The organism is Nostoc sp. ChiQUE02 (assembly GCF_034531305.2).
Lineage (GTDB): Bacteria > Cyanobacteriota > Cyanobacteriia > Cyanobacteriales > Nostocaceae > Nostoc.
Window position 1 is genome coordinate 113040 of the sequence record NZ_JAVRBN020000014.1, and the last position, 18291, is coordinate 131330.

The following is an 18291-nucleotide window of genomic DNA, read 5'->3' on the forward strand; positions in this document are numbered from 1 at the left end:
GTGCCCCGCTAGTTACTTTAATCAATTAAGCTGAAGTTCGTAACCGCATAACTTTAAAAGTTTGGAAAGATTTTATCACGGTAAAAATGTGGAGTAGGGAAGCACATATAGGACTAGTATTTGATTTTTGAAATACACGTAGGGTGTGTTATGCCGTAGGCTAACGCACCAAAACCTTCGGATGGTGCGTTGCGGAAACCGTAACACACCCTACACATAGTTATATTTTTTCATAAATCAAATCCGATTGCTATATATAATTTTACTTTTCCCAATCTCCGGCTCCAAGGCAAAGTTTTATACATAATCAAGGTTGGGCGATGCCTATAGCGGGCTGCGCCTACGCTGTTTTTCTGTTGAGAGGATCAGGCGATCGCTAATAGCTTGAGTTAAGCGCATCTGTAAGTGGTAACATATCTTAATACATTAAGCGTTACTTTTTTAGCACCCTCCTTAATTTTTGTGCCCAATGGAGTTAACTTCAAAAGAATTTAAGTCAGAACTGATATTAGAAGTCCAAGCCTGCCTGCAATTGGCAGTTCCTCTGGTAATTACTCAAATATTAGAAGCGGGCATTCCTTTATTGGATGGGGTGATGATGGGCTTACTTAACAGCCAAGCTTTAGCTGCGGGTGCTTTAGGCGCTGTTACCTTTTCTACTCTAGCTTCCGTTTGTCGTTCTATTCTTTCAGCCGCCGGTGTGAGTGTCGCAAATGCTTTTGGTGCAGGAAAAATAGACCAAGTTAGCCGTGCTACCGGTCAAGGAATTTGGTTAGCTGTGACGATGTGCTTACCTGTGATGTTTATCATTTGGCACTTTGACTATATCCTACTGCTGACTGGCCAAGAAGAAAGTAATGTGTTATTGGCTCAAACATATTTGCGGTCTATTGTTTGGGGTTTTCCTGCTGCACTCGGTTTCTGTATTTTAAAAGAAGTTAGCTCTGCCCTCAATCGTCCCCAATTCCTAACAGTAATTACGGTAGCTGGACTATTATTGAATGCGGTTGCTAATTACGTGTTAATGTTCGGTAAATTTGGTTTACCAGCCCTTGGTTTAGCCGGTATCGGTTGGGGAAGCACACTCATTTTTTGGCTGAATTTTATCGCCGCTGCTAGTTGGATTTGCTTCGACGAATACTTTAAAGACTACCAGCTTGATTGCGCTCTGCATCAGTTCGATAAAGATATGTTTATAGATATCTTCCAAACTGGATGGTTCTTGGGGTTGCAGTATGGAGCAGAAATTGGAGTATTCACAGCCACTGCTTTACTGATGGGGTGGTTTGGGACAGAGACATTAGCAGCCCATGAAATTACCGTTGAGACAGAAAGTTTTGTTGAAACGGTGTCTATAGGTATTTCCTATGCCGTCACGATGAGAGTAGGGCAGTTGAGGGGACAAAATGATCTCAAGGGTGCAAGCATAGCCGGATTTGTCTGCATTGGGCTTATTACTCCAATTGTGAGTATTGTCGCACTAATTTTTTGGCTGTTTCCCAACTATATTGTGGCAATGTATTTGGACACCAGTAATTTGGATAATATCGAGATAGTTAAAACGGCAATTTCTTTTCTAGCTGTGGGGGCAATAGTCCAGATATTTTATTCTATTCAGACTATTGCTGCTGGTGCTTTAATCGGGTTGAAGGACACCAAAGTGCCAGTGTTAATTACTATGTTCGCTTACTGGGGAGTAGGTCTAGGTGGGGGCTATCTGATGGCATTCACTTTTGGCTGGGGTGCTATAGGTTTATGGTTGGGTTTAGTACTAGGGCTACTCATGGGTGCAGTGCTTTTAACTGGGCGTTTTTATCTTTTGACTACTGAGATTGAGTCTGCTTGAATATGTCCTGATAAAATAAATTTTAAGTTAGAAAAACTAAAAAATTGAAGATATAGAAACTTGTAATTATGTTGACTCCTCAAGAGATAGAAAACTTCATTGATAATGCGCCAAAATGTGAAGTTCGTAAGAGTATAATTGACGGTTACGGGCTTTTTGCCAAGGAGTTGATATTAGAAGGAGAGCAAATAATAGACTTTAGCTTTTCCAATTTTTACCAAGAGGTTAGATATGCCGATCAAACCGATGAATTTCTGAGGGAGGGTAAATTTATTGGAATTAGTGAAGAAATTTGTTTAACGGCTGAGGGTTCAACTAAGTTCGCAGCAGTAAATCATTCTCGAAATCCCAATGCCGTGGTTGACCTTGAAAAACGCAAAGTATTTGCTTTGATAGATATTCAACCCAATGAGGAAATAATGATAGACGTGCGTTTGGAGCCAATGTCCGAGCAAGCAAAGCAGTTTTCCCCGTGGCTTTGAGTGGTATCCGACTTCAACCTAAAAAATCTGAAAATGATTAGGGAGTCTCCTAGTTTCACGAGTGGCGATCGCCACTCCCTTACGCCTCAACATTTGTACCTTTGTCATTCACGAATTTATTCGAAACTAGCTTCAAGATTTGTACCTTTGCCATGCAGACTCGACTATTTCAGCAATGATTTCTGTGTATGTCACACCACCCAAACGTCCCATAATTGGCAAGTCTGAGCGGATGTGATGTAGCCCTGGCAATGGGTTAAGCTCCATAAACTGCAACACCCCGCTAGCATCGCAGCGCAGATCCACGCGGGCAGCGTCACGGCAACCAAGAGTATGGTAAGCATTCAGCGCCAGTTGCCTTGCCTGTGCTGCCAGTGGTTCGGGATCTATGAGCAAACGATAAGATACCCGTTCCAGATACTCATCCTTGTTGAGGGTAGTGTAAGCAAAAGCTTCAGCTTGTCCTGTAAAAATTACTTCCATCACACCTACTACCCGTGAGTTGCTACCGTTGCCAACAATGCCCACTGTTACTTCTCTACCAGGAAGAAAGGTTTCCACGAGTACTGGTTGCTGAAAAAGTTCGCGTAACAATTGATAAGTATTTACTAACTCCTCGCGTTCTTTGACAAGAGAACGTCCAGTTACCCCTTTAGAACTGCCTTCCGCCACAGGCTTCAGAAAAAGTGGCATTGGCAGTGACACGGCTGCGGCTTCTGTGGTATTACTTACCACTTCAAAGGGAGCTGTCGGCAAACCGCGATCGCGTACGACTCTTTTAGCAAGCGCCTTGTCTAGTGTTAAGGCGCAGGTGAGCGGATCGGAAAAGGTGTAAGGTTGAGCGAATAATTCGCAGACTGCTGGAACTTGAGCTTCGCGAGAGCGACCCTGCAAACCCTCAGCAATATTGAAAATTAAATCCCAGCGATCGCCTTTTGCCAAGCGCCCAGCAAGTTCTCTACCATTACCAACACGTTCAACCTGATGACCTAACTGAAATAGTGCAGTTTCCAGCCCGATGATAGTTTCTTCATCGTCAAACTCCATAACTTCAGAGGCACTGAAACCAGCCTTAAGGTAGTCTGTCTTCAGGTCATAACACAGACCAATTAATAACCCCATAGCCCTATAATTCCCAGTGAGAAAGCTTTCTCTGTTAGCTTTAACGTACAAATCAGATATCTTAATTAAGGAATTCCGATTACTAAATCCTTAATTAAGTGAAAATATCTCATCAACAACATCAAACCATATAGGAGATTTATCATCAGGAGAACCGTTGTAATTGGCAGTTATTTCTTCTCCCGCTTCTATATCTCGGTAGGCAATCAGATCCAACTCTCGGTCGGCGAATTTTTTCACATAATAAGTATTGGGATGGTAAGAATGGTTGATCAAGGAAGATAAACCTAAAGCGATCGCCGCAGCTTTATCTTCCCAATCGTAGTAATAGTTGCCCAAAATTGTTTGATCAAGCAATTCAACCTGTTCTGCGGGTATAACAACAACTGGTGCTCTCTCAACGATTTCTCCTTTTAAAAAGCGCTTCTGTGCGAAGACACCTCGACCTTTTAGGTTTGTATTACCAACAATCAACATTCCAACTAATCTCCTGCAATTACTTAGTTTTTTGGTTCGCCAAGAACTCAACAGAACCATTTCAACTGGCTCTTTTATATGATGGCGAATCAACTTGTGTACAAATAGTGTTAGCCCTGCTCTACTGGATCTACATAGGTGTACGTCTTACCTGCCCAATTTTGCACTGTAGCTGTGCCTTTCTCATAAGCAAGTAGAGTCTCGGCTTGAATTGGGACTTTGCCACCACCGCCAGGGGCATCAATCACATAAGTTGGTACAGCGTAACCAGTGGTATGACCACGCAATTTTGAAATTAAATCAAGCCCAGTTTGAACACTCGTTCGCAGATGTGCGGTGCCAACAACTGGGTCGCATTGGTAAAGGTAATAGGGCCGCACACGCAGCTTGAGAAGACCGTGAACCAGACTCTTGAGTGCTTTTTCAGAATCATTCACACCTTTTAACAGCACGGTTTGACTGCCTAGAGGAATGCCACCATCAGCTAGGCGATCGCAAGCTTGTGCCACTTCCGGGGTAAGTTCCCGCACATGACAAAAGTGCAAAGAAAGCCACACGCGATGTTTACGAAGCAATGCAACCAGTTCCGGTGTAATTCGCTGCGGTAAAAAACTCGGCACGCGAGAACCAATTCGGATAAATTCAATATGCTTAATAGCACGCAGCCGCCCAAGCAAATTGTCTAAAGGTTCATCAGACATCAACAGAGGATCGCCACCGGAAATTAGTACATCACGGATCTCGGTGTGTTCCTCTAGGTAAGCAGCGATCGCATCCAATCGCCGCGTTACTGGGTACATCTCACCTTGGCTCACCAAACGAGAGCGGGTGCAGTAACGACAATAAGCAGCACAAGTGTCTAGGGCAAGCAGCAAAACCCGGTCGGGGTAACGGTGTACAAGTCCTGGCACTGGAGTGTCGTGATCCTCACCGCATGGATCTACCATGTCTGCTGGACTAACTATTAGTTCTTCTTGCCGTGGTATCACTTGTAACCGTAGTGGGCAAAAGGGATCTTCTGGATCGAGTAGTGATGCAAAGTATGGGGTTACGGCTACAGCAAACTTCTCTGGTGCGATTAAAAGTCCTTGTTCTTCGGTAGCACTAAGCCTTAATAACTTTTGAAAGTGTTCCAGCTTAGTTAACCGATGCCGCATTTGCCAGCGCCAATCGTTCCAGCGTTCCTGGTTGTAAGTCTCTCCCAAAATCTGACAAATTTCTTCACACCGAACATCGCTTACTAGAGGATCTAAAGTAGTGTTTTTGATCATGATTAGAACTAAATTAAGCTGAGAATAATAAACCAATCACAGCCTAGTTTATTTACCTACATTTTTAGGTAAACTAAAAAAATATTGACAACTGCAATTAGTTATGATATTAAAAATCTCATCAAACAAGTGATGAATGTTGTGGCGTAGAAATATAAATAGTTTGGCTCATTTGATGCCAGAGATGATGGCTGGTTCTGCCTTTAATAAGTTCGATGGAAGGATTCAAGTCAGGATTTGGCATATCCTCAGTACACTCTGGGTAATGATTAAGAGCGTCCATAATTACCTCAGATTTAGATGCCTCAGCCTTAGGAGCGTGAATAGCTTTATGAGGTGTAACTTTAACATCGACTTGAATACAGGGCATGAAACCAAAGTTGAAGTACTCTAAAAATGATACCAAAAGTTCAACAATAAGTATCTTCTTACACAGAATATGCTTCTACTGTCATGCTTATTAATCTCATTATTGATTCCGCCACTCAACTCCAGAAAGGCGTAGAGAGACATCGCACTCAAAAACTGTAGTACAGCGATCGCTCTTACAGTGTCTTTGTTACCTTGAGCCGTTCAGCTTTTCCGTGTTGTTGTGCCGTATTGGTACACACACTAAATTATGTAAGAATTTTTTGGGGTGCGATCGCGCCTAGAGACTGCACCAAAGCGATCGCTCAATCTACAACCTGTGTAAGTAATGCAGCTAGCTATACCAGATTTGATTACCGTTGGGCGATTGTGGCAAGAAGACGACTAGAATAAATTTCTTCATTGCTAATCAGCGACTCATTCCAAAAATCTGTTCAGCCGTTAAGGGAATGTTTGGAAACAATCTAAAATCAATTCGATCCTGCCCTCGAAACACCTTTGGGGGTAAATACTCTCCATCTTCAAGTTGGTAGATTGTAATGGTTGGCTGCTTGGGAGAGCCAATGAACCGAATACCACCAAAAGCAGCATAGTCCACAATTATGTACTCGAAAACGCCCAAGTCCTCATATTCAGCAAGTTTTGTCAGATAATCGTCCTTCCAGTTGTTGCTAACGACCTCAATGATTCCGGGTGGTGGAATATATGCAGCAGCAGAACTAGAGCTAGTTTTCATCCTTTGCCATTCTTGTCTAGCAAATATGATAATATCTGCTTTCCGGCTTTTTTCCTTTTCTCCTGGTGCTGTTTTGAGCCGAACCTGCTTGGATTGCCGCGACACGTAAGGCAGGTCATTTTCTTGGCAGTGATTTTCTAAGTAGGCACACAGTCGCTGGATCAAATCCTCATGATTGGCATTTGGTTCTGATAATGGCACGGGAATCCCATCCAATAGCTCAAACTCTCTGCCTGAACCATCGTCCCAGGCAAGAAACTCTTCAAAAGTCAGTGGTTGTGTGACGGTTGCATACATCGCCCTCGCTCCCTTGCTGACGGGTACTTCACTCAATGCTACCAAGATGTACAGATTTATCTATGAGTCCTGGCTGATTTTCCTGCCGTAGTTCTGAAACAACGGCTTGAGGTAGGGTAACAGAAGGCAATCGGAATTGGTGAGTCTAGTGCGATCGCCTTTATGTGAAATACTTATTTCAATTATCTAATAATAGTTCGGAACTTCTGTGTCCTTTGTTCGGCCTAACAAAGCTAAAAAATTAAATCACTATTCATTCAAGTATATATACTTATTGACTTGATAGCTTTTAGCGTTTATCTTTGTGTGTATTTTTAGCCATAAAAACTTGGCGTCAATTTATATTGATTAAATAAAATACTCCATGTGGCAGACTCTAATAATTGACCAAAGCCATATTAATCAAAAGATTGATATATTCAAAGCAGCATTAGGTGATTACTCTTTAACAGAGAAATTAATTGTTCAAAAATATATAATACATGGTACACCTTATATTTTTAAAGATGATGAAGGTAAATATTTTGACCTCCAACATGAAATTGCTACTCATTTTGAAGAAAGACCAGAATGTGTACTGATGGTCGGTTCATCTAAATTAGGATTTAGTATAGCTCCAAGTAAATTATGGAATTCGTTTTCTGAAGAATCAGATATAGATATAGCTATTATATCTAGAGGAATTTTTGAAAAATTCTGGTCAGAGTTATATGATTTCGATATAAGTTTGGTATCTAGAAGTGAGAGAGAAGAACAAAGATATAAAAAATTTTTAAAATACTTTTTTAAAGGGTGGCTAAGACCAGATTTATTTCCATTTAAATATTATCGTACCAATGAGTGGTTTGAATATTTTAAATCCATCTCTTATAAATATACACCACAAAAAATAGCAGGGGGTATTTATTATAATTCTGATCTGTTTGAAAAATATCACATGCAGAATATCAAAAATCTGAGACAGGAGAATGTTTAAAATGAGCAAAAATGGTATTGCAACTAATAAAAAAGTTTTAGATTTATTCAATATGATGAAAACTGGTACTTTAATACTTGCTCCATCTTTTCAAAGAAAGCTTGTATGGAATGATGCACATAAAGAGAAATTTATAGAAACAATTTTATTAAAACTTCCTTTTCCTGAAATATATCTCGCTGATGGTGAAATTGATCTTGATATTCAAACATCAAAAACACTTGTTGTAGATGGTCAACAAAGATTAAGTACAATCTACCAATATGTCACAGCATCGCCAGAATTCACTATAAAAAATATCAGTAAGTTTGAAAAATTGTCTACACAAGAAAAAACAGATTTTTTTGATTATACAGTAGTCGTCAGAGATTTAGGGAGAATTCCTGAAACTGAAATTAGAGAAGTTTTTAAGAGAATAAACTCTGTGCAATACGCACTAAATGCAATAGAAATTAGCAACTCCTTATACGAAGGAGAGTTCATCACAACTGCTAAAGATACTTTAGAAAATAATGCTCTTTTTACAAATTTAGAGGTATTTAGTGAAGGTGAATTTTCTCGTATGAAAGACCTGGAATATGTATTACTAATTATGTCAACAATAGAAGAAGGTGGTTATTTTACTAGTGATAAAGAAGTAAAAACCTATGTAGAAAAGTATAATAATGAATATCCAAATAAAGAGTTAATGTCTAATAATTTTTATGAAGCATCTAAATTAATTATTGAGTGTAATCTTCCTCCAGATAGTTTGTGGATAAAGAAGTCTAGTTTATTTACTTTAATTGTTGAATTAATAAAAATTAAAAATAAGTATGGTTATTTACCTCAAGAGGAAACTTTAGCTCATGCTTTAAAATCTTTAGAAGAAGAACTACATATAAATAAGAAAGAAGATGTATCTAAAAATATGTTTGCTCAATATTATTATTATACACATCAAGGTACTGCTAGTAGAAAAGGGCGTAATGTTCGCGGTCAACTTATAAGTAAAATTTTAGAAGAAAATATGAATGTAAATTAACGATCTTAATGGGAACGAAATCTGCATCACCTACCAAAACACAAGGCGCGATCGCTTTTCATTACCTTCTGATTAGTCTGCAAATAATCATGGAGCAAATGGCAACCCTGTGCCAGTAATTTTTCGAGCTTGATATCTGCCAAATCTTGGAAAATTACTGTGCCATTGCCACTACCCGCAGCCAAAGTTTTGCCATCATGGCTAAAACTGACGCTGGTTAACTCACCTTTATCACCTTTCAAAGCAATCAACAGCGTCCCTTCTCGGTTCCAAATCCTCACTTTGTCATCACTGCTAGCTGCCAGAGTCTTGCCATCGGGGCTAAAACTGACACTAATGAAACTATCACCATCTCCGGCAAAATTACTTAGCAGGTGACCGTCCCGGCTCCAAAGTTTAACCGTGCTGTCAATACTAACTGAAGCGATCGCCTGACCATCAGGCGACCAAGCAACCCCATTTACCCGGCGGCTATGACCAGCTAAGGTGTATAGCAATTTACCCTCTAAACTCCAGATTTTCACGGTTTTGTCATCACTGGCTGAGGCTAGTAATTTACCATCTGGGCTAAAACTTACCCAATTCACTGCATCTTGATGATCCTGCAAGGTGTTGAGTAGTTTACCGTTGCGGCTCCAAAGTTTTACTGTTTTATCTTTACTAGCCGAGGCAATTACTTGACTATCAGGCGACCAAGCAACACCCAAGACGGCATCATTATGACCTTGTAAGGTGTTGAGCAGTTTACCGTCACCACTCCAAAGCTTCACTGTTTTATCTTTACTAGCCGAAGCAATTACTTGACCATCAGGGCTAAAACTAACTCCCCAAACTTGACCCTGATGCCCCGTGAAAGTACGGTTTAGTTTACCATCACGACTGAAAATTTTTACGGTTTTGTCTCGACTTGCTGCTGCTAAGGTGCGATCGTCTGGGCTAAAACTGATGCTAGTTACCCAGTCATCATTATCGGCTTTGGGCTTTCGCAAGAGCACATCGTCCCAATGCCAAAGTTTAATAGTTTTGTCCCGACTGGCGGAAGCAAGGGTGCGACCATCTGGGCTGAAACTGACGCTATTCACCCAATTATTATGTCCCTTCAGGGTTCCCAGCAACACACCTTCAGAACTCCAAAGTTTGATTGTCTCGTCGGTACTTGCGGAAGCGATCGTGTTACCATCGCGGCTAAAACTGACGCTGGTAACTCCAGCACTATGTCCCGATAAGGTTCGCACTAGCTTACCCTCCAGATTCCACAGTTTGATTGTCTGGTCTAAACTAGCAGATGCGATCGCTTTCCCATCAGGCGACCAAGCTACACTTTTTACTGCATCCTCATGTCCCTGCAAGGTTTTGAGTAATTTACCATCTTGACTCCACAATTTCAGCGTCTTGTCAGCACTCACCGAAGCAATAGTTTGACCATCAGGCGACCAAGCCACGCCTAAGACTGCACCATCATGTCCCTGCAAGGTTTTGAGTAATTTACCATCCCGACTCCAGAGTTTTACCGTCTTGTCTGTACTCGCCGAGGCAATAATCTGACCATCAGAGCTGAAACTGACACTATTTACCACAGCTTGATGTCCTAATAGAGTAGCAAGCAATTGACCCTCTCGACTCCAAAGTTTTACCGTCTTGTCTTGACTGGCAGAAGCAACGATTTGACCATCTGGGCTGAAACTGACGCTATTAACTACATCTTCATGCCCCGATAACGTTTTGAACAAGCTACCATCAGGACGCCAAAGTTTAATTGTAGTGTCCGCACTGGCTGAGGCAATTAAAGAGCGACCGCGGCTGAATGTAGTACTATTTACCCCAGATAGATGCCCTTCTAAACGGTTATATTCTCTTAACCCAGAAACTGCTTGATAAAGTGCCGTCTGTACTTGCTCCTTTGTATAAGAATCTACCCAGATTGTTTGTTGTAATTTTCTTCCCGCCTTTAAACCTTCTTTTAGAGCATCAATACCTTTTTGTGAGGCAAAGAGGGCTTCACTGGATGCACTGAGGGTTTTAATTTCGCTATCTACTGCTGTCACGATGGAAACGCTTAATCCTAATATGGCGAGAACGGAAGCAGTTAGAGCGATTTTTAACGACCGATTTAATTGAGCTTCACTGAGTCTTTGTTTCTTTTGGCTTTCTGCAAGTTTAGCTGTTAACTCTTTTTCCTTTAGTTCAGCTCTTAATTGCTCAATTTGTAACTGACTTAATTCTTCTCGTTTGTGTAACTCCCGCAATTCTGTTAATAAATCCAAACCCTGTTGCGGATGAGGATCTACCAATTTGAAATGCTGCTTATTTTGGCTAAGTTCGCTTTTAAGTCTCTCAATCTCAGCTTTACTTTGTTCTACCTTGTAGCGCAACTGATTTAGTTGTACCTGTAAGCTAGATTCCTGTTGTTGCAGGTAGCGAATTAAGTCTACTAAATAATCGTGAATCAGTTGATAGCGTTCTGGTACATCAGGGAATAGTACCACTAACCCAGAGCGCACTAAAATGTCTAAGACTAACTCTAATTTACCAGCATCTTCTAACTCTGCTAGCTGTGCTGCTAACTCAGCACGAGTTTTAAAAGGTCGGTTGTTGCTTTCATCTGTTAATAAGTATAAGACGAGTAACGCGGCTCGTTCGTTTTCTGGGCCGCAGTCTTTAATCAGTTCCTTAAGATATCGCTCAATAAGTTTGTTGGGCCTATATGGCTGATATTCTTCTAGTGTAGTAATGCGCTCATCTTGGATTTGCGCTCCCACAACTTGTAATTCTATGGGGCGGACTTCTCCAAATTCTGTTGATAAATCTTCGATTAAGGCATCAATTAAAGCAGGTTCCAAATTAAACTGCGATCGCTCGGTCAATTTTCGGATAATTGCTTTAGCATATTCTGGCGAAAAATTATTTAACTGATAGCGAATATGCTTGTCGAGAATATTATTATTAATGGCTTCTAGCGCCGAAAGATGTTTAAAGTCTAATAACCGATGTAAATAATCTTCTCGCAAGGAAAGGATAACTTTGACGAAGGGTATTTTGAGGCAGTCGCTAATAAATTTATCAAATTCTTGCTTTTGATTGCGATCGCTATAACCAAAGAAAAATTCTTCAAACTGGTCAAAAATTAAAACTGTGATCAGATGGCGATCGGCATTTTCTTTTAGTTGTCGTAAAATTCTGAGGATGGTAATCGGTGTGGCAGAGTAGGGCAAGACTTCCGGTTCAATGGCTGCTTCTGGCATGATATCAGCGTAGACGGCAAGGGATGCGTCACTAGATATCGCCTCACTCAAAGATTTTCCTAATTCCCGTGCCCAATCGGTATAAACTTGCAACACCACAGGCACAGCTATTTGATCGCCAATGGCTCGATTTTGCAATGCTGGAACTAAACCCGCAGTCACGGTAGAACTCTTACCTACCCCCGATTGACCGTGAATCACCGTCAACTTTTGATCGGCGCGGCTAATTCTTCCAATTAAGTTATTAATATCACGCTCCCGGCCAGAAGCCGCAATTTCTAAAGCGACGCTGCTGCTACCAGAAGGTGACATCAATGCTGGGTTTGTCGCCTGTCTTTGGGGTTGCAAGCGCCCTGCACCAATAAAAGCCCGAAAACCATACTGCTGCTCAACAGAACGCCGTTTCTGTCGAATGTAATAGGCTTCCAGATATCGCCCTTCTTCAAAATATAGCGATCGCAGTGTCCGCAATAAGCGAATATAACGATGGGCATCGTATTGATGGGCACTGCTTTCTAAGGCTGCTGGTAGTTCATTTGTTGCCTTGTCCAGGTATTCACGAGCGACTTCTTGCTCACCTAAATTTCGCTGCGCTTTCGCCAACACTAAATAGTAAATTTGCCCCAGCAGTAATGGGAATAAGCAGTTATGAGGGTCGTTGTGCTTTTGCGCTTCACCTAATTTTAGCAGTGATACGTGTGCTAATATACTCGCCTGTACCCACCGCGACTGCTGCACAGCCACTTGCGCCAGAAAACCATAGTCACAAGCTAATTGAATTTGAGTACCATAAGTTTGATGTAACTCCAAAGCCTTTTGAGCAACAGTCTGCAATTCTTCCCACTCTTGCAGATATTGCAAAACCTCAGCGAGTTGATTAATAAATCCAGCAACTATATCCAAACGCCCAGCCACCTGCAAGATATTCAAGCATTGCTGAAAATAAGATTTAGCGGTGTACCAATGGCGGCGGTTTTCTGTTTGATTTTGCTCTGCAAAACGGCAATAACACAGCCCAATATAAAACAGCAAGACTCCCTGTCTCAGAAGCAGTGGAGATGGGCGATTAGGAGGCGTAGGGGAAGAAAATACCCCCTCATCCCCCCCTGCTCCCTCATCTTCCCCTGCTCCCCCATTCCCTATCTCCTCCAACTTTTGCCAGACTTGTAAGCTATGTTGAAAATGGTTTAAAGCTGTATTAATGCGATCGCTAATATAATTATCTAGACCAAAAACAAATTCTAAACTAGCGTGTAATTCTGGCTCTAAGGTAATACCACGATTGTGCAACTCTCTAATGGCAAAGTGGAGTTCATAGCTATGTTCCCAGACTTGCTCCACAGTGGAATAATGCTTTGCAACTTGAGGAGGTTGATGTTGTGCAGCATCGGTTGGTAACACTGTGGCAAACAAAGAGTCAGTTTGCTGTTGCAGAAATTGCAGCAGCGATTGAGTTGTCATTTTAAACCGAATCGGTGTAGCCGCCCAACTAGCAAAATCTGGTGCTAAACGCGCTACCTTTTGCAACACTTCCTCATTCACCCACAAAATTATCGGAAATGGGTGGCGTTTGCGAAATTCATCCCGAATATGATTGACAGACCTCAGTAAATCGTCGAGTCCATCTACTGACTCTAAACCCAAAATCATCAACGCCGATGGCGGATTAGCTGCGGTTACCAGTTGTAAATGAATACTTGTGTAAAGGCTTCTGGCATTATGCGGCAGAATTACCTTTTGAATTTGGTGTACTCCTGAAGAGAGTTCTTCGAGTCGTTGCAGCATTCGCTCTTGCAAAATTCGATAATTGCAGCACACCAAAACCAGGGAGAATTGACCGCTAGAAAGGGCAATTGCTCTCCCCAAACTCTTCAAAGCACGCTCGTTGGCTGCTCTTATATCTGCTTGTGGGTGTCGTTCAACCATGATTTAAATTTTTCTGTCTCTGCTAAAACTGGGTTGACGGCAAACCAAGCTCCCTGATGATCGCGGTATTCAAATACAAATAAACTTCGCAATAGGGTATGGTATTCTATATCACCTCTAACTCTCTGCTGTTGCACCACCTGAAAGATTAATTCCCACTCATGGGGGTCAATGGCGTTAGCTCGGTAATCTCGCTGTCTTAAAATCACCAGTTCGACACACTCCCGATCAAAGGGTGGATCTTGTTCTCGTAGACAGTCAAATAGCAACCCTAGCAAGTCGCGCACATGACCACCACTAATCAGGCACAACCGATCTAAGGTTTCCAGACTATCAAACACTTCTGTAATTAAGCCTAACCGATCGCTAGCCAAAATGTCTGGAAAAGCTCTAGCTAGAACCATTTGCCGCATCATTGCTAGCCCTTGAGGGAAAATCTCCCCAGAGCGCAGACGTACAGGTATCATCGGTAACATTTTTGGGGCGACTCCTCCTCCCAAACGATGCTGAAGTTCGGCGCTATCGTTGGAGAAGGTCAGGGCTAAGGGAATAGTGTAGACTACATGACAATTCAGTTTGCGTAACTGTTCACCTCGCTGAATAAATAAGTATTCTGGTAGCGATCGCCCCGATGGTAAAGGTCGAATTGCGACTCTATCCAAGTTATCAACAATGACCACCAATCCTTTTTTGCCCCTGGCTTTCAGTTCCTTGATGGCACGTTCTAGCAATTCTTGATTAATTGACTGTAAAATATTTGCTGTTCGCGGTTCTAGATAATCTCTTAACCGCCGCCGCAATTGGGGACTCTCTTTAGTTTTAGCTGTAATTTTGGCAATTCCCACAGACAATTCTGCTTCTACCCCAAGGTCAATTGGTGTCTGCAAGAAATCGACAAGTTCACCAAACAACTTAGTAAAATAGGCAGGTTTGAGCCTGATTCTCATGGCTTCTAGGCTTTCGCTCACCTGACCAGCAATCGCCAACAAAATATCAGTCACATCCACATCTGCCATTTCTAAGACATGGGTAGACTCAAAGTAAACTACATGAAATTGCTGCACTTCTAACTCAGCTTTCAGCCGCAACAACTCCGTTGATTTCCCACAGCCGAGATGTCCTGTAAATAGCTGACAAGTTGGTACATCCGGCGATATTCGAGCGATCGTGCGCTGCAAAGCTTCAATGATTTTACCACCCCGCACCGCAGCAAAATCGATATAGTACCTGCGATCGCTGGCATTTCCTATGATTAGAGGTCTGCTCGGATTGCAAGCCTGATAAAATCTTTCTAAATCTAGGAGCATAACTAATCAAGTTCACTCAGGAATGGGGATGACAAAATCTGCTGAATAAATATATTGATTTTAGGGAATTTACCCCTTAATTTAAGTACATATCACTCAAACTACTAACTAAATTAACAGCATTCCGGATAATTGTTCATATCTTAGGTTGGATATAACACATAGCAATGCTGATATTTGATTTTAAGTAAGCAGAAATACTACTATAAGTACAAATAGCAAAAATCTCTAATATTAAATAAGGTACTCTTATGAATATTAAAAATATCCAACGCAAAAAAAGGTACTGTTAAGTACAATTTTGTAGTGTTCTTGAATTATGAAATTCTGTGACAGCGATTTTTATATCTTTAACAAGGGGGCTTAAGCCCCTTGTTTTGAGATGGTAGCTGGATTTACGCCGTGCTGTACTGGTGATCTGATCGGGAAGTAATCTATAAACCCATTGAGTATAAAATTATTCGGTCATGCAGCTTATCAGGCAAAATATGCTTCAGCACAGATCCAATTTTGGCATCTTGTCCCACCAGATAGCGTGTCTTTGGCTGCTTTGCAGTCAGCGCATGGACAACAGCCTGAGCGACAATATCCGCAGAAATTCCCTTAGATGCAAGAATTTGCATTTTCTTACGGACAATATTCATCGCTTGTCCGTAGAGATTTTGTGCGGATTGTGGTAGATCCTGCTGTGCTATTTCCGATTGACTTAGGGACTTTTCCCAGATTGGAGTAGCAATAGAACCAGGTTCGATAATGGAAACTGAAATTCCCCAAGGTCGTAATTCCATCCGCATCACATCAGTGAGTGCTTCCAGCGCAAATTTTGACACATTGTAAGCTCCTAGAAACGGCGCTGGACTTCTACCAGCAATGGAACCCATATTGACAATTCGACCCCGACTCTGGCGTAATAGACCAAGAAATGCTTGTGTCACTGCTAATTGTCCGGTGACATTAACCTGCATCTGGTGTTGAAATTCTGCGATCGCTAATAATTCTAACGGACCAGGGACAGCAATTCCGGCATTATTCACTAAACCTAAAATCCCCGCACCACCGACTGTATTTGTTACCGTATCAACCGCAGATGCGATCGACTCAGCATCAGTAACATCTAAAAAAATCGGAATGAGCCTTTGTGAACCTTTCTGTTTAAGTGTTTGAGCATCGATATCTTGACGCACGCCAGCAAAAACAGAGAAGCCCAACTGGTCTAAAAGCAAAGCACACGCCTGACCAATTCCTGTTGAGGCTCCCGTAACCACTACTGTACGTTGATTTTCTGCAACCATTAATTTTCTTTTATGATGGGACTGCCTTCTGCCTTCTGCCTTCTGCCTTCTGCCTCTTACCTCCTGCCTCCTGCCTCCTCTTATCAATCCTTGCAAATGCCAGCACGAAGGCAATCTTCGGTTTGGTCATCTCTAGCCGATATTTGCCACGGCAAGATATGTGACTGAGCATTTGTACTGTAAGCAATTAGAGTAGCTATTATGGGAAACTGGTTTTTGACAATTGGCACGTCACTACTAGAAGTATTGCCTAAGTCAACATTGTATAAATAAACAGGCAATGCCATCAGGGCAATGCAAATTGTCCGGTTCATACCCAACCTCAGCTAAAAATTTCCGATTACGCTATGTATAGATGCCACCTTGATGAACCGGATTTTCAAAACTGAGTATTATATCTTGATGTTGTGTGAATTTACTCAGCGCTACTAGCCGCAGAGACGTAATTTCTAAATTATCGGTTCCACCCTTTTTTAGGTTAGGCATTGCCTACAAGATGGCTTCCTACTAACTTATGCAGATGCAATCCCAAAAAACAGGACAAAAACCCATAACACCCAAAAACATATCTTGGGTAGCTACATTCCCCAGATAAAATAATGAAGAGTGCTGAGTCACCGAAATGGTCGATGACCTACAAAGACTCATGATACAAGCCCCTAAATTTATTTATGGGATTGTTAATTTTGAATTTTGAATTTTGAATTCGGAGCGAAGCGACGTGACGCCTTCACAAGACGTAGATACTGTAAACGTTCCCAACATCGACCCAGAAGAATATGGCAACTCAGACACCGATCCTCTTGATGAGTTGCCAGGTGAAGTCGAAATGTCCCTTTTCGACCACCTAGAAGAGTTGCGGCTGCGAATTTTTTATTCGCTGATTGCCGTAGCGGTGGGTATTATTGGCTGTTTCTTTGCCGTTAAGCCAATTGTCCAACTACTTGAGGTTCCAGCACAAGGAGTAAAATTTCTCCAACTTGCACCCGGAGAGTATTTCTTTGTCTCCCTCAAAGTGGCAGCCTACACTGGCTTTGTACTTACTAGTCCTTTCATTCTTTACCAGATTATCCAGTTTGTGCTTCCAGGACTAACTCGCCGCGAACGCCGTTTATTGGGGCCTGTGGTTTTGGGTTCGAGTGTACTGTTTGCGGCGGGGTTAGTATTTGCCTATTTACTCCTTATCCCCGCAGCTTTGAAATTTTTCATCAGCTACGGAGCAGATGTAGTTGAACAACTTTGGTCAATTGATAAATATTTTGAATTTGTGCTGCTACTGTTATTCAGCACTGGTTTAGCATTTCAAATTCCCATCATCCAACTGTTGCTTGGTAACTTGAATATTGTCTCGTCAGAACGGATGGTTTCTGGTTGGCGTTATGTGATTATGGGAGCAGTAGTTTTAGGAGCTGTTCTTACACCTTCTACTGACCCCTTGACTCAAAGTCTTTTAGCAGGAGCAGTTTTAGGGCTTTATTTCGGTGGTGTTGGACTGGTGAAACTCACAGGTAAATGATCGTCGCATTGCTCCAATTAAAAAAATCTCATCTTCCAAGTAAATGAGACAAGTTAGTTATGATGACTTTGAAAAAGTTGAGATTCATGTTGGCAAAGTCATCAAAGTCGAAGAATTTCCTAAAGCTAAAAAACCAGCTTATAAATTATGGATAGATTTTGGCAGTTTGGGCATTAAAAAATCTAGTGCCCAAATTACTAAACTTTATGAGCAAGAGGAATTAATCAACAGATTAATATTAGCTGTTACTAACTTTCCACCTCGTCAAATTGCCGATTTTATCTCAGAAGTTTTAGTCTTGGGAGTAGTTCTAGACGATGGAGAAGTTGTATTAATTCAGCCAGATAGAGATGTAGCAGTCGGCAAAAGAATTCTATAGCACGTTATGGTATTTTTGGATCAAAAATA

General features: G+C 41.6%; 17 protein-coding genes. 7 read left to right on the forward strand and 10 right to left on the reverse strand.

All coding sequences use genetic code 11. The features are described 5' to 3' along the window. Positions 1-469 precede the first annotated feature (469 nt). Complete coding sequence (locus RM347_RS16745; RefSeq protein WP_322716170.1) at positions 470-1846, forward strand: MATE family efflux transporter; 1377 nt, start codon at positions 470-472, stop codon at positions 1844-1846. A 68-nt stretch (positions 1847-1914) separates the two neighbouring features. Further along, positions 1915-2328, forward strand: a complete 414-nt coding sequence (locus tag RM347_RS16750; protein ID WP_322716171.1) for an SET domain-containing protein-lysine N-methyltransferase — start codon at positions 1915-1917, stop codon at positions 2326-2328. Positions 2329-2460: 132 nt separating this feature from the next. On the opposite strand, the gene RM347_RS16755 is transcribed toward RM347_RS16750, so the two are convergent. From RM347_RS16755 to RM347_RS16770, 4 genes are all read right to left on the reverse strand, one after another. Continuing rightward, a complete protein-coding gene (locus tag RM347_RS16755) occupies positions 2461-3450 on the reverse strand; it encodes a D-alanine--D-alanine ligase family protein (RefSeq protein ID WP_322716172.1) in 990 nt (329 codons plus the stop codon). Positions 3451-3540: 90 nt separating this feature from the next. Further along, positions 3541-3927, reverse strand: a complete 387-nt coding sequence (locus tag RM347_RS16760; protein ID WP_322716173.1) for an SET domain-containing protein — start codon at positions 3925-3927, stop codon at positions 3541-3543. A 110-nt stretch (positions 3928-4037) separates the two neighbouring features. Continuing rightward, a complete protein-coding gene (locus RM347_RS16765) occupies positions 4038-5198 on the reverse strand; it encodes a KamA family radical SAM protein (protein WP_322716174.1) in 1161 nt (386 codons plus the stop codon). Positions 5199-5319: 121 nt separating this feature from the next. Next, complete coding sequence (locus tag RM347_RS16770; RefSeq protein ID WP_322716175.1) at positions 5320-5568, reverse strand: hypothetical protein; 249 nt, start codon at positions 5566-5568, stop codon at positions 5320-5322. A 230-nt stretch (positions 5569-5798) separates the two neighbouring features. Between RM347_RS16770 and RM347_RS16775 the strand changes: the two genes are divergently transcribed. After that, a complete protein-coding gene (locus RM347_RS16775; RefSeq protein WP_322716176.1) occupies positions 5799-5960 on the forward strand; it encodes a hypothetical protein in 162 nt (53 codons plus the stop codon). Positions 5961-5976: 16 nt separating this feature from the next. Here RM347_RS16775 and RM347_RS16780 read toward each other — a convergent pair whose 3' ends face one another. Next, positions 5977-6600: a Uma2 family endonuclease gene (locus RM347_RS16780; RefSeq protein WP_322716177.1), complete on the reverse strand. Its 624-nt coding sequence runs from the start codon at positions 6598-6600 to the stop codon at positions 5977-5979. 364 nt (positions 6601-6964) lie between these two features. On the opposite strand from RM347_RS16780, the gene RM347_RS16785 reads away from it, so the two are divergent. Continuing rightward, a complete protein-coding gene (locus tag RM347_RS16785; RefSeq protein ID WP_322716178.1) occupies positions 6965-7576 on the forward strand; it encodes a hypothetical protein in 612 nt (203 codons plus the stop codon). A gap of 1 nt (position 7577) precedes the next feature. Then, a complete protein-coding gene (locus RM347_RS16790; protein ID WP_322716179.1) occupies positions 7578-8600 on the forward strand; it encodes a DUF262 domain-containing protein in 1023 nt (340 codons plus the stop codon). 26 nt (positions 8601-8626) lie between these two features. Here the strand turns inward: RM347_RS16790 and RM347_RS16795 are convergent, their stop codons facing one another. From RM347_RS16795 to RM347_RS16815, 5 genes are all read right to left on the reverse strand, one after another. Then, positions 8627-13768 carry an eIF2A-related protein gene (locus RM347_RS16795; RefSeq protein ID WP_322716180.1) on the reverse strand — a complete coding sequence of 1714 codons (5142 nt, stop codon included), beginning with the start codon at positions 13766-13768 and terminating at the stop codon, positions 8627-8629. Further along, entirely contained in the window at positions 13738-15075 is a 1338-nt protein-coding gene (locus RM347_RS16800; RefSeq protein WP_322716181.1) for a P-loop NTPase fold protein, read from the reverse strand. The genes RM347_RS16795 and RM347_RS16800 overlap by 31 nt, the downstream gene beginning before the upstream one ends. Positions 15076-15509: 434 nt before the next feature. Continuing rightward, the gene (locus RM347_RS16805) at positions 15510-16367 is read right to left on the reverse strand and encodes an SDR family NAD(P)-dependent oxidoreductase (protein ID WP_322716182.1); all 858 of its coding nucleotides are present in this window, start codon (positions 16365-16367) and stop codon (positions 15510-15512) included. 83 nt (positions 16368-16450) lie between these two features. Then, on the reverse strand, positions 16451-16681 hold the full coding sequence (locus tag RM347_RS16810) for a hypothetical protein (RefSeq protein WP_322716183.1): 231 nt from the start codon (positions 16679-16681) through the stop codon (positions 16451-16453). 31 nt (positions 16682-16712) lie between these two features. Continuing rightward, positions 16713-16853, reverse strand: coding sequence for a hypothetical protein (locus RM347_RS16815; protein ID WP_322716184.1), 141 nt, complete (start codon positions 16851-16853; stop codon positions 16713-16715). Positions 16854-17088: 235 nt separating this feature from the next. Here RM347_RS16815 and tatC point away from each other — a divergent pair, with 235 nt between their 5' ends. Together tatC and RM347_RS16825 are read left to right on the forward strand one after the other, a co-directional pair. Beyond that, a complete protein-coding gene (gene tatC / locus RM347_RS16820; protein WP_322716185.1) occupies positions 17089-17883 on the forward strand; it encodes a twin-arginine translocase subunit TatC in 795 nt (264 codons plus the stop codon). Positions 17884-17926: 43 nt separating this feature from the next. After that, positions 17927-18262: a tRNA-binding protein gene (locus RM347_RS16825; protein WP_322716186.1), complete on the forward strand. Its 336-nt coding sequence runs from the start codon at positions 17927-17929 to the stop codon at positions 18260-18262. Positions 18263-18291: the final 29 nt, after the last annotated feature.

Excerpts from the sequence above, each read along its gene's own strand:
- RM347_RS16745 (WP_322716170.1), top strand. The coding sequence starts at position 470 with ATGGAGTTAACTTCAAAAGAATTTAAGTCAGAACTGATATTAGAAGTC.
- RM347_RS16750 (WP_322716171.1), top strand. The coding sequence starts at position 1,915 with ATGTTGACTCCTCAAGAGATAGAAAACTTCATTGATAATGCGCCAAAA.
- RM347_RS16755 (WP_322716172.1), bottom strand. The coding sequence starts at position 3,450 with ATGGGGTTATTAATTGGTCTGTGTTATGACCTGAAGACAGACTACCTT.
- RM347_RS16760 (WP_322716173.1), bottom strand. The coding sequence starts at position 3,927 with ATGTTGATTGTTGGTAATACAAACCTAAAAGGTCGAGGTGTCTTCGCA.
- RM347_RS16765 (WP_322716174.1), bottom strand. The coding sequence starts at position 5,198 with ATGATCAAAAACACTACTTTAGATCCTCTAGTAAGCGATGTTCGGTGT.
- RM347_RS16770 (WP_322716175.1), bottom strand. The coding sequence starts at position 5,568 with ATGCCCTGTATTCAAGTCGATGTTAAAGTTACACCTCATAAAGCTATT.
- RM347_RS16780 (WP_322716177.1), bottom strand. The coding sequence starts at position 6,600 with ATGTATGCAACCGTCACACAACCACTGACTTTTGAAGAGTTTCTTGCC.
- RM347_RS16785 (WP_322716178.1), top strand. The coding sequence starts at position 6,965 with ATGTGGCAGACTCTAATAATTGACCAAAGCCATATTAATCAAAAGATT.
- RM347_RS16790 (WP_322716179.1), top strand. The coding sequence starts at position 7,578 with ATGAGCAAAAATGGTATTGCAACTAATAAAAAAGTTTTAGATTTATTC.
- RM347_RS16795 (WP_322716180.1), bottom strand. The coding sequence starts at position 13,768 with ATGGTTGAACGACACCCACAAGCAGATATAAGAGCAGCCAACGAGCGT.
- RM347_RS16800 (WP_322716181.1), bottom strand. The coding sequence starts at position 15,075 with ATGCTCCTAGATTTAGAAAGATTTTATCAGGCTTGCAATCCGAGCAGA.
- RM347_RS16805 (WP_322716182.1), bottom strand. The coding sequence starts at position 16,367 with ATGGTTGCAGAAAATCAACGTACAGTAGTGGTTACGGGAGCCTCAACA.
- RM347_RS16810 (WP_322716183.1), bottom strand. The coding sequence starts at position 16,681 with ATGAACCGGACAATTTGCATTGCCCTGATGGCATTGCCTGTTTATTTA.
- RM347_RS16815 (WP_322716184.1), bottom strand. The coding sequence starts at position 16,853 with ATGCCTAACCTAAAAAAGGGTGGAACCGATAATTTAGAAATTACGTCT.
- RM347_RS16825 (WP_322716186.1), top strand. The coding sequence starts at position 17,927 with ATGAGACAAGTTAGTTATGATGACTTTGAAAAAGTTGAGATTCATGTT.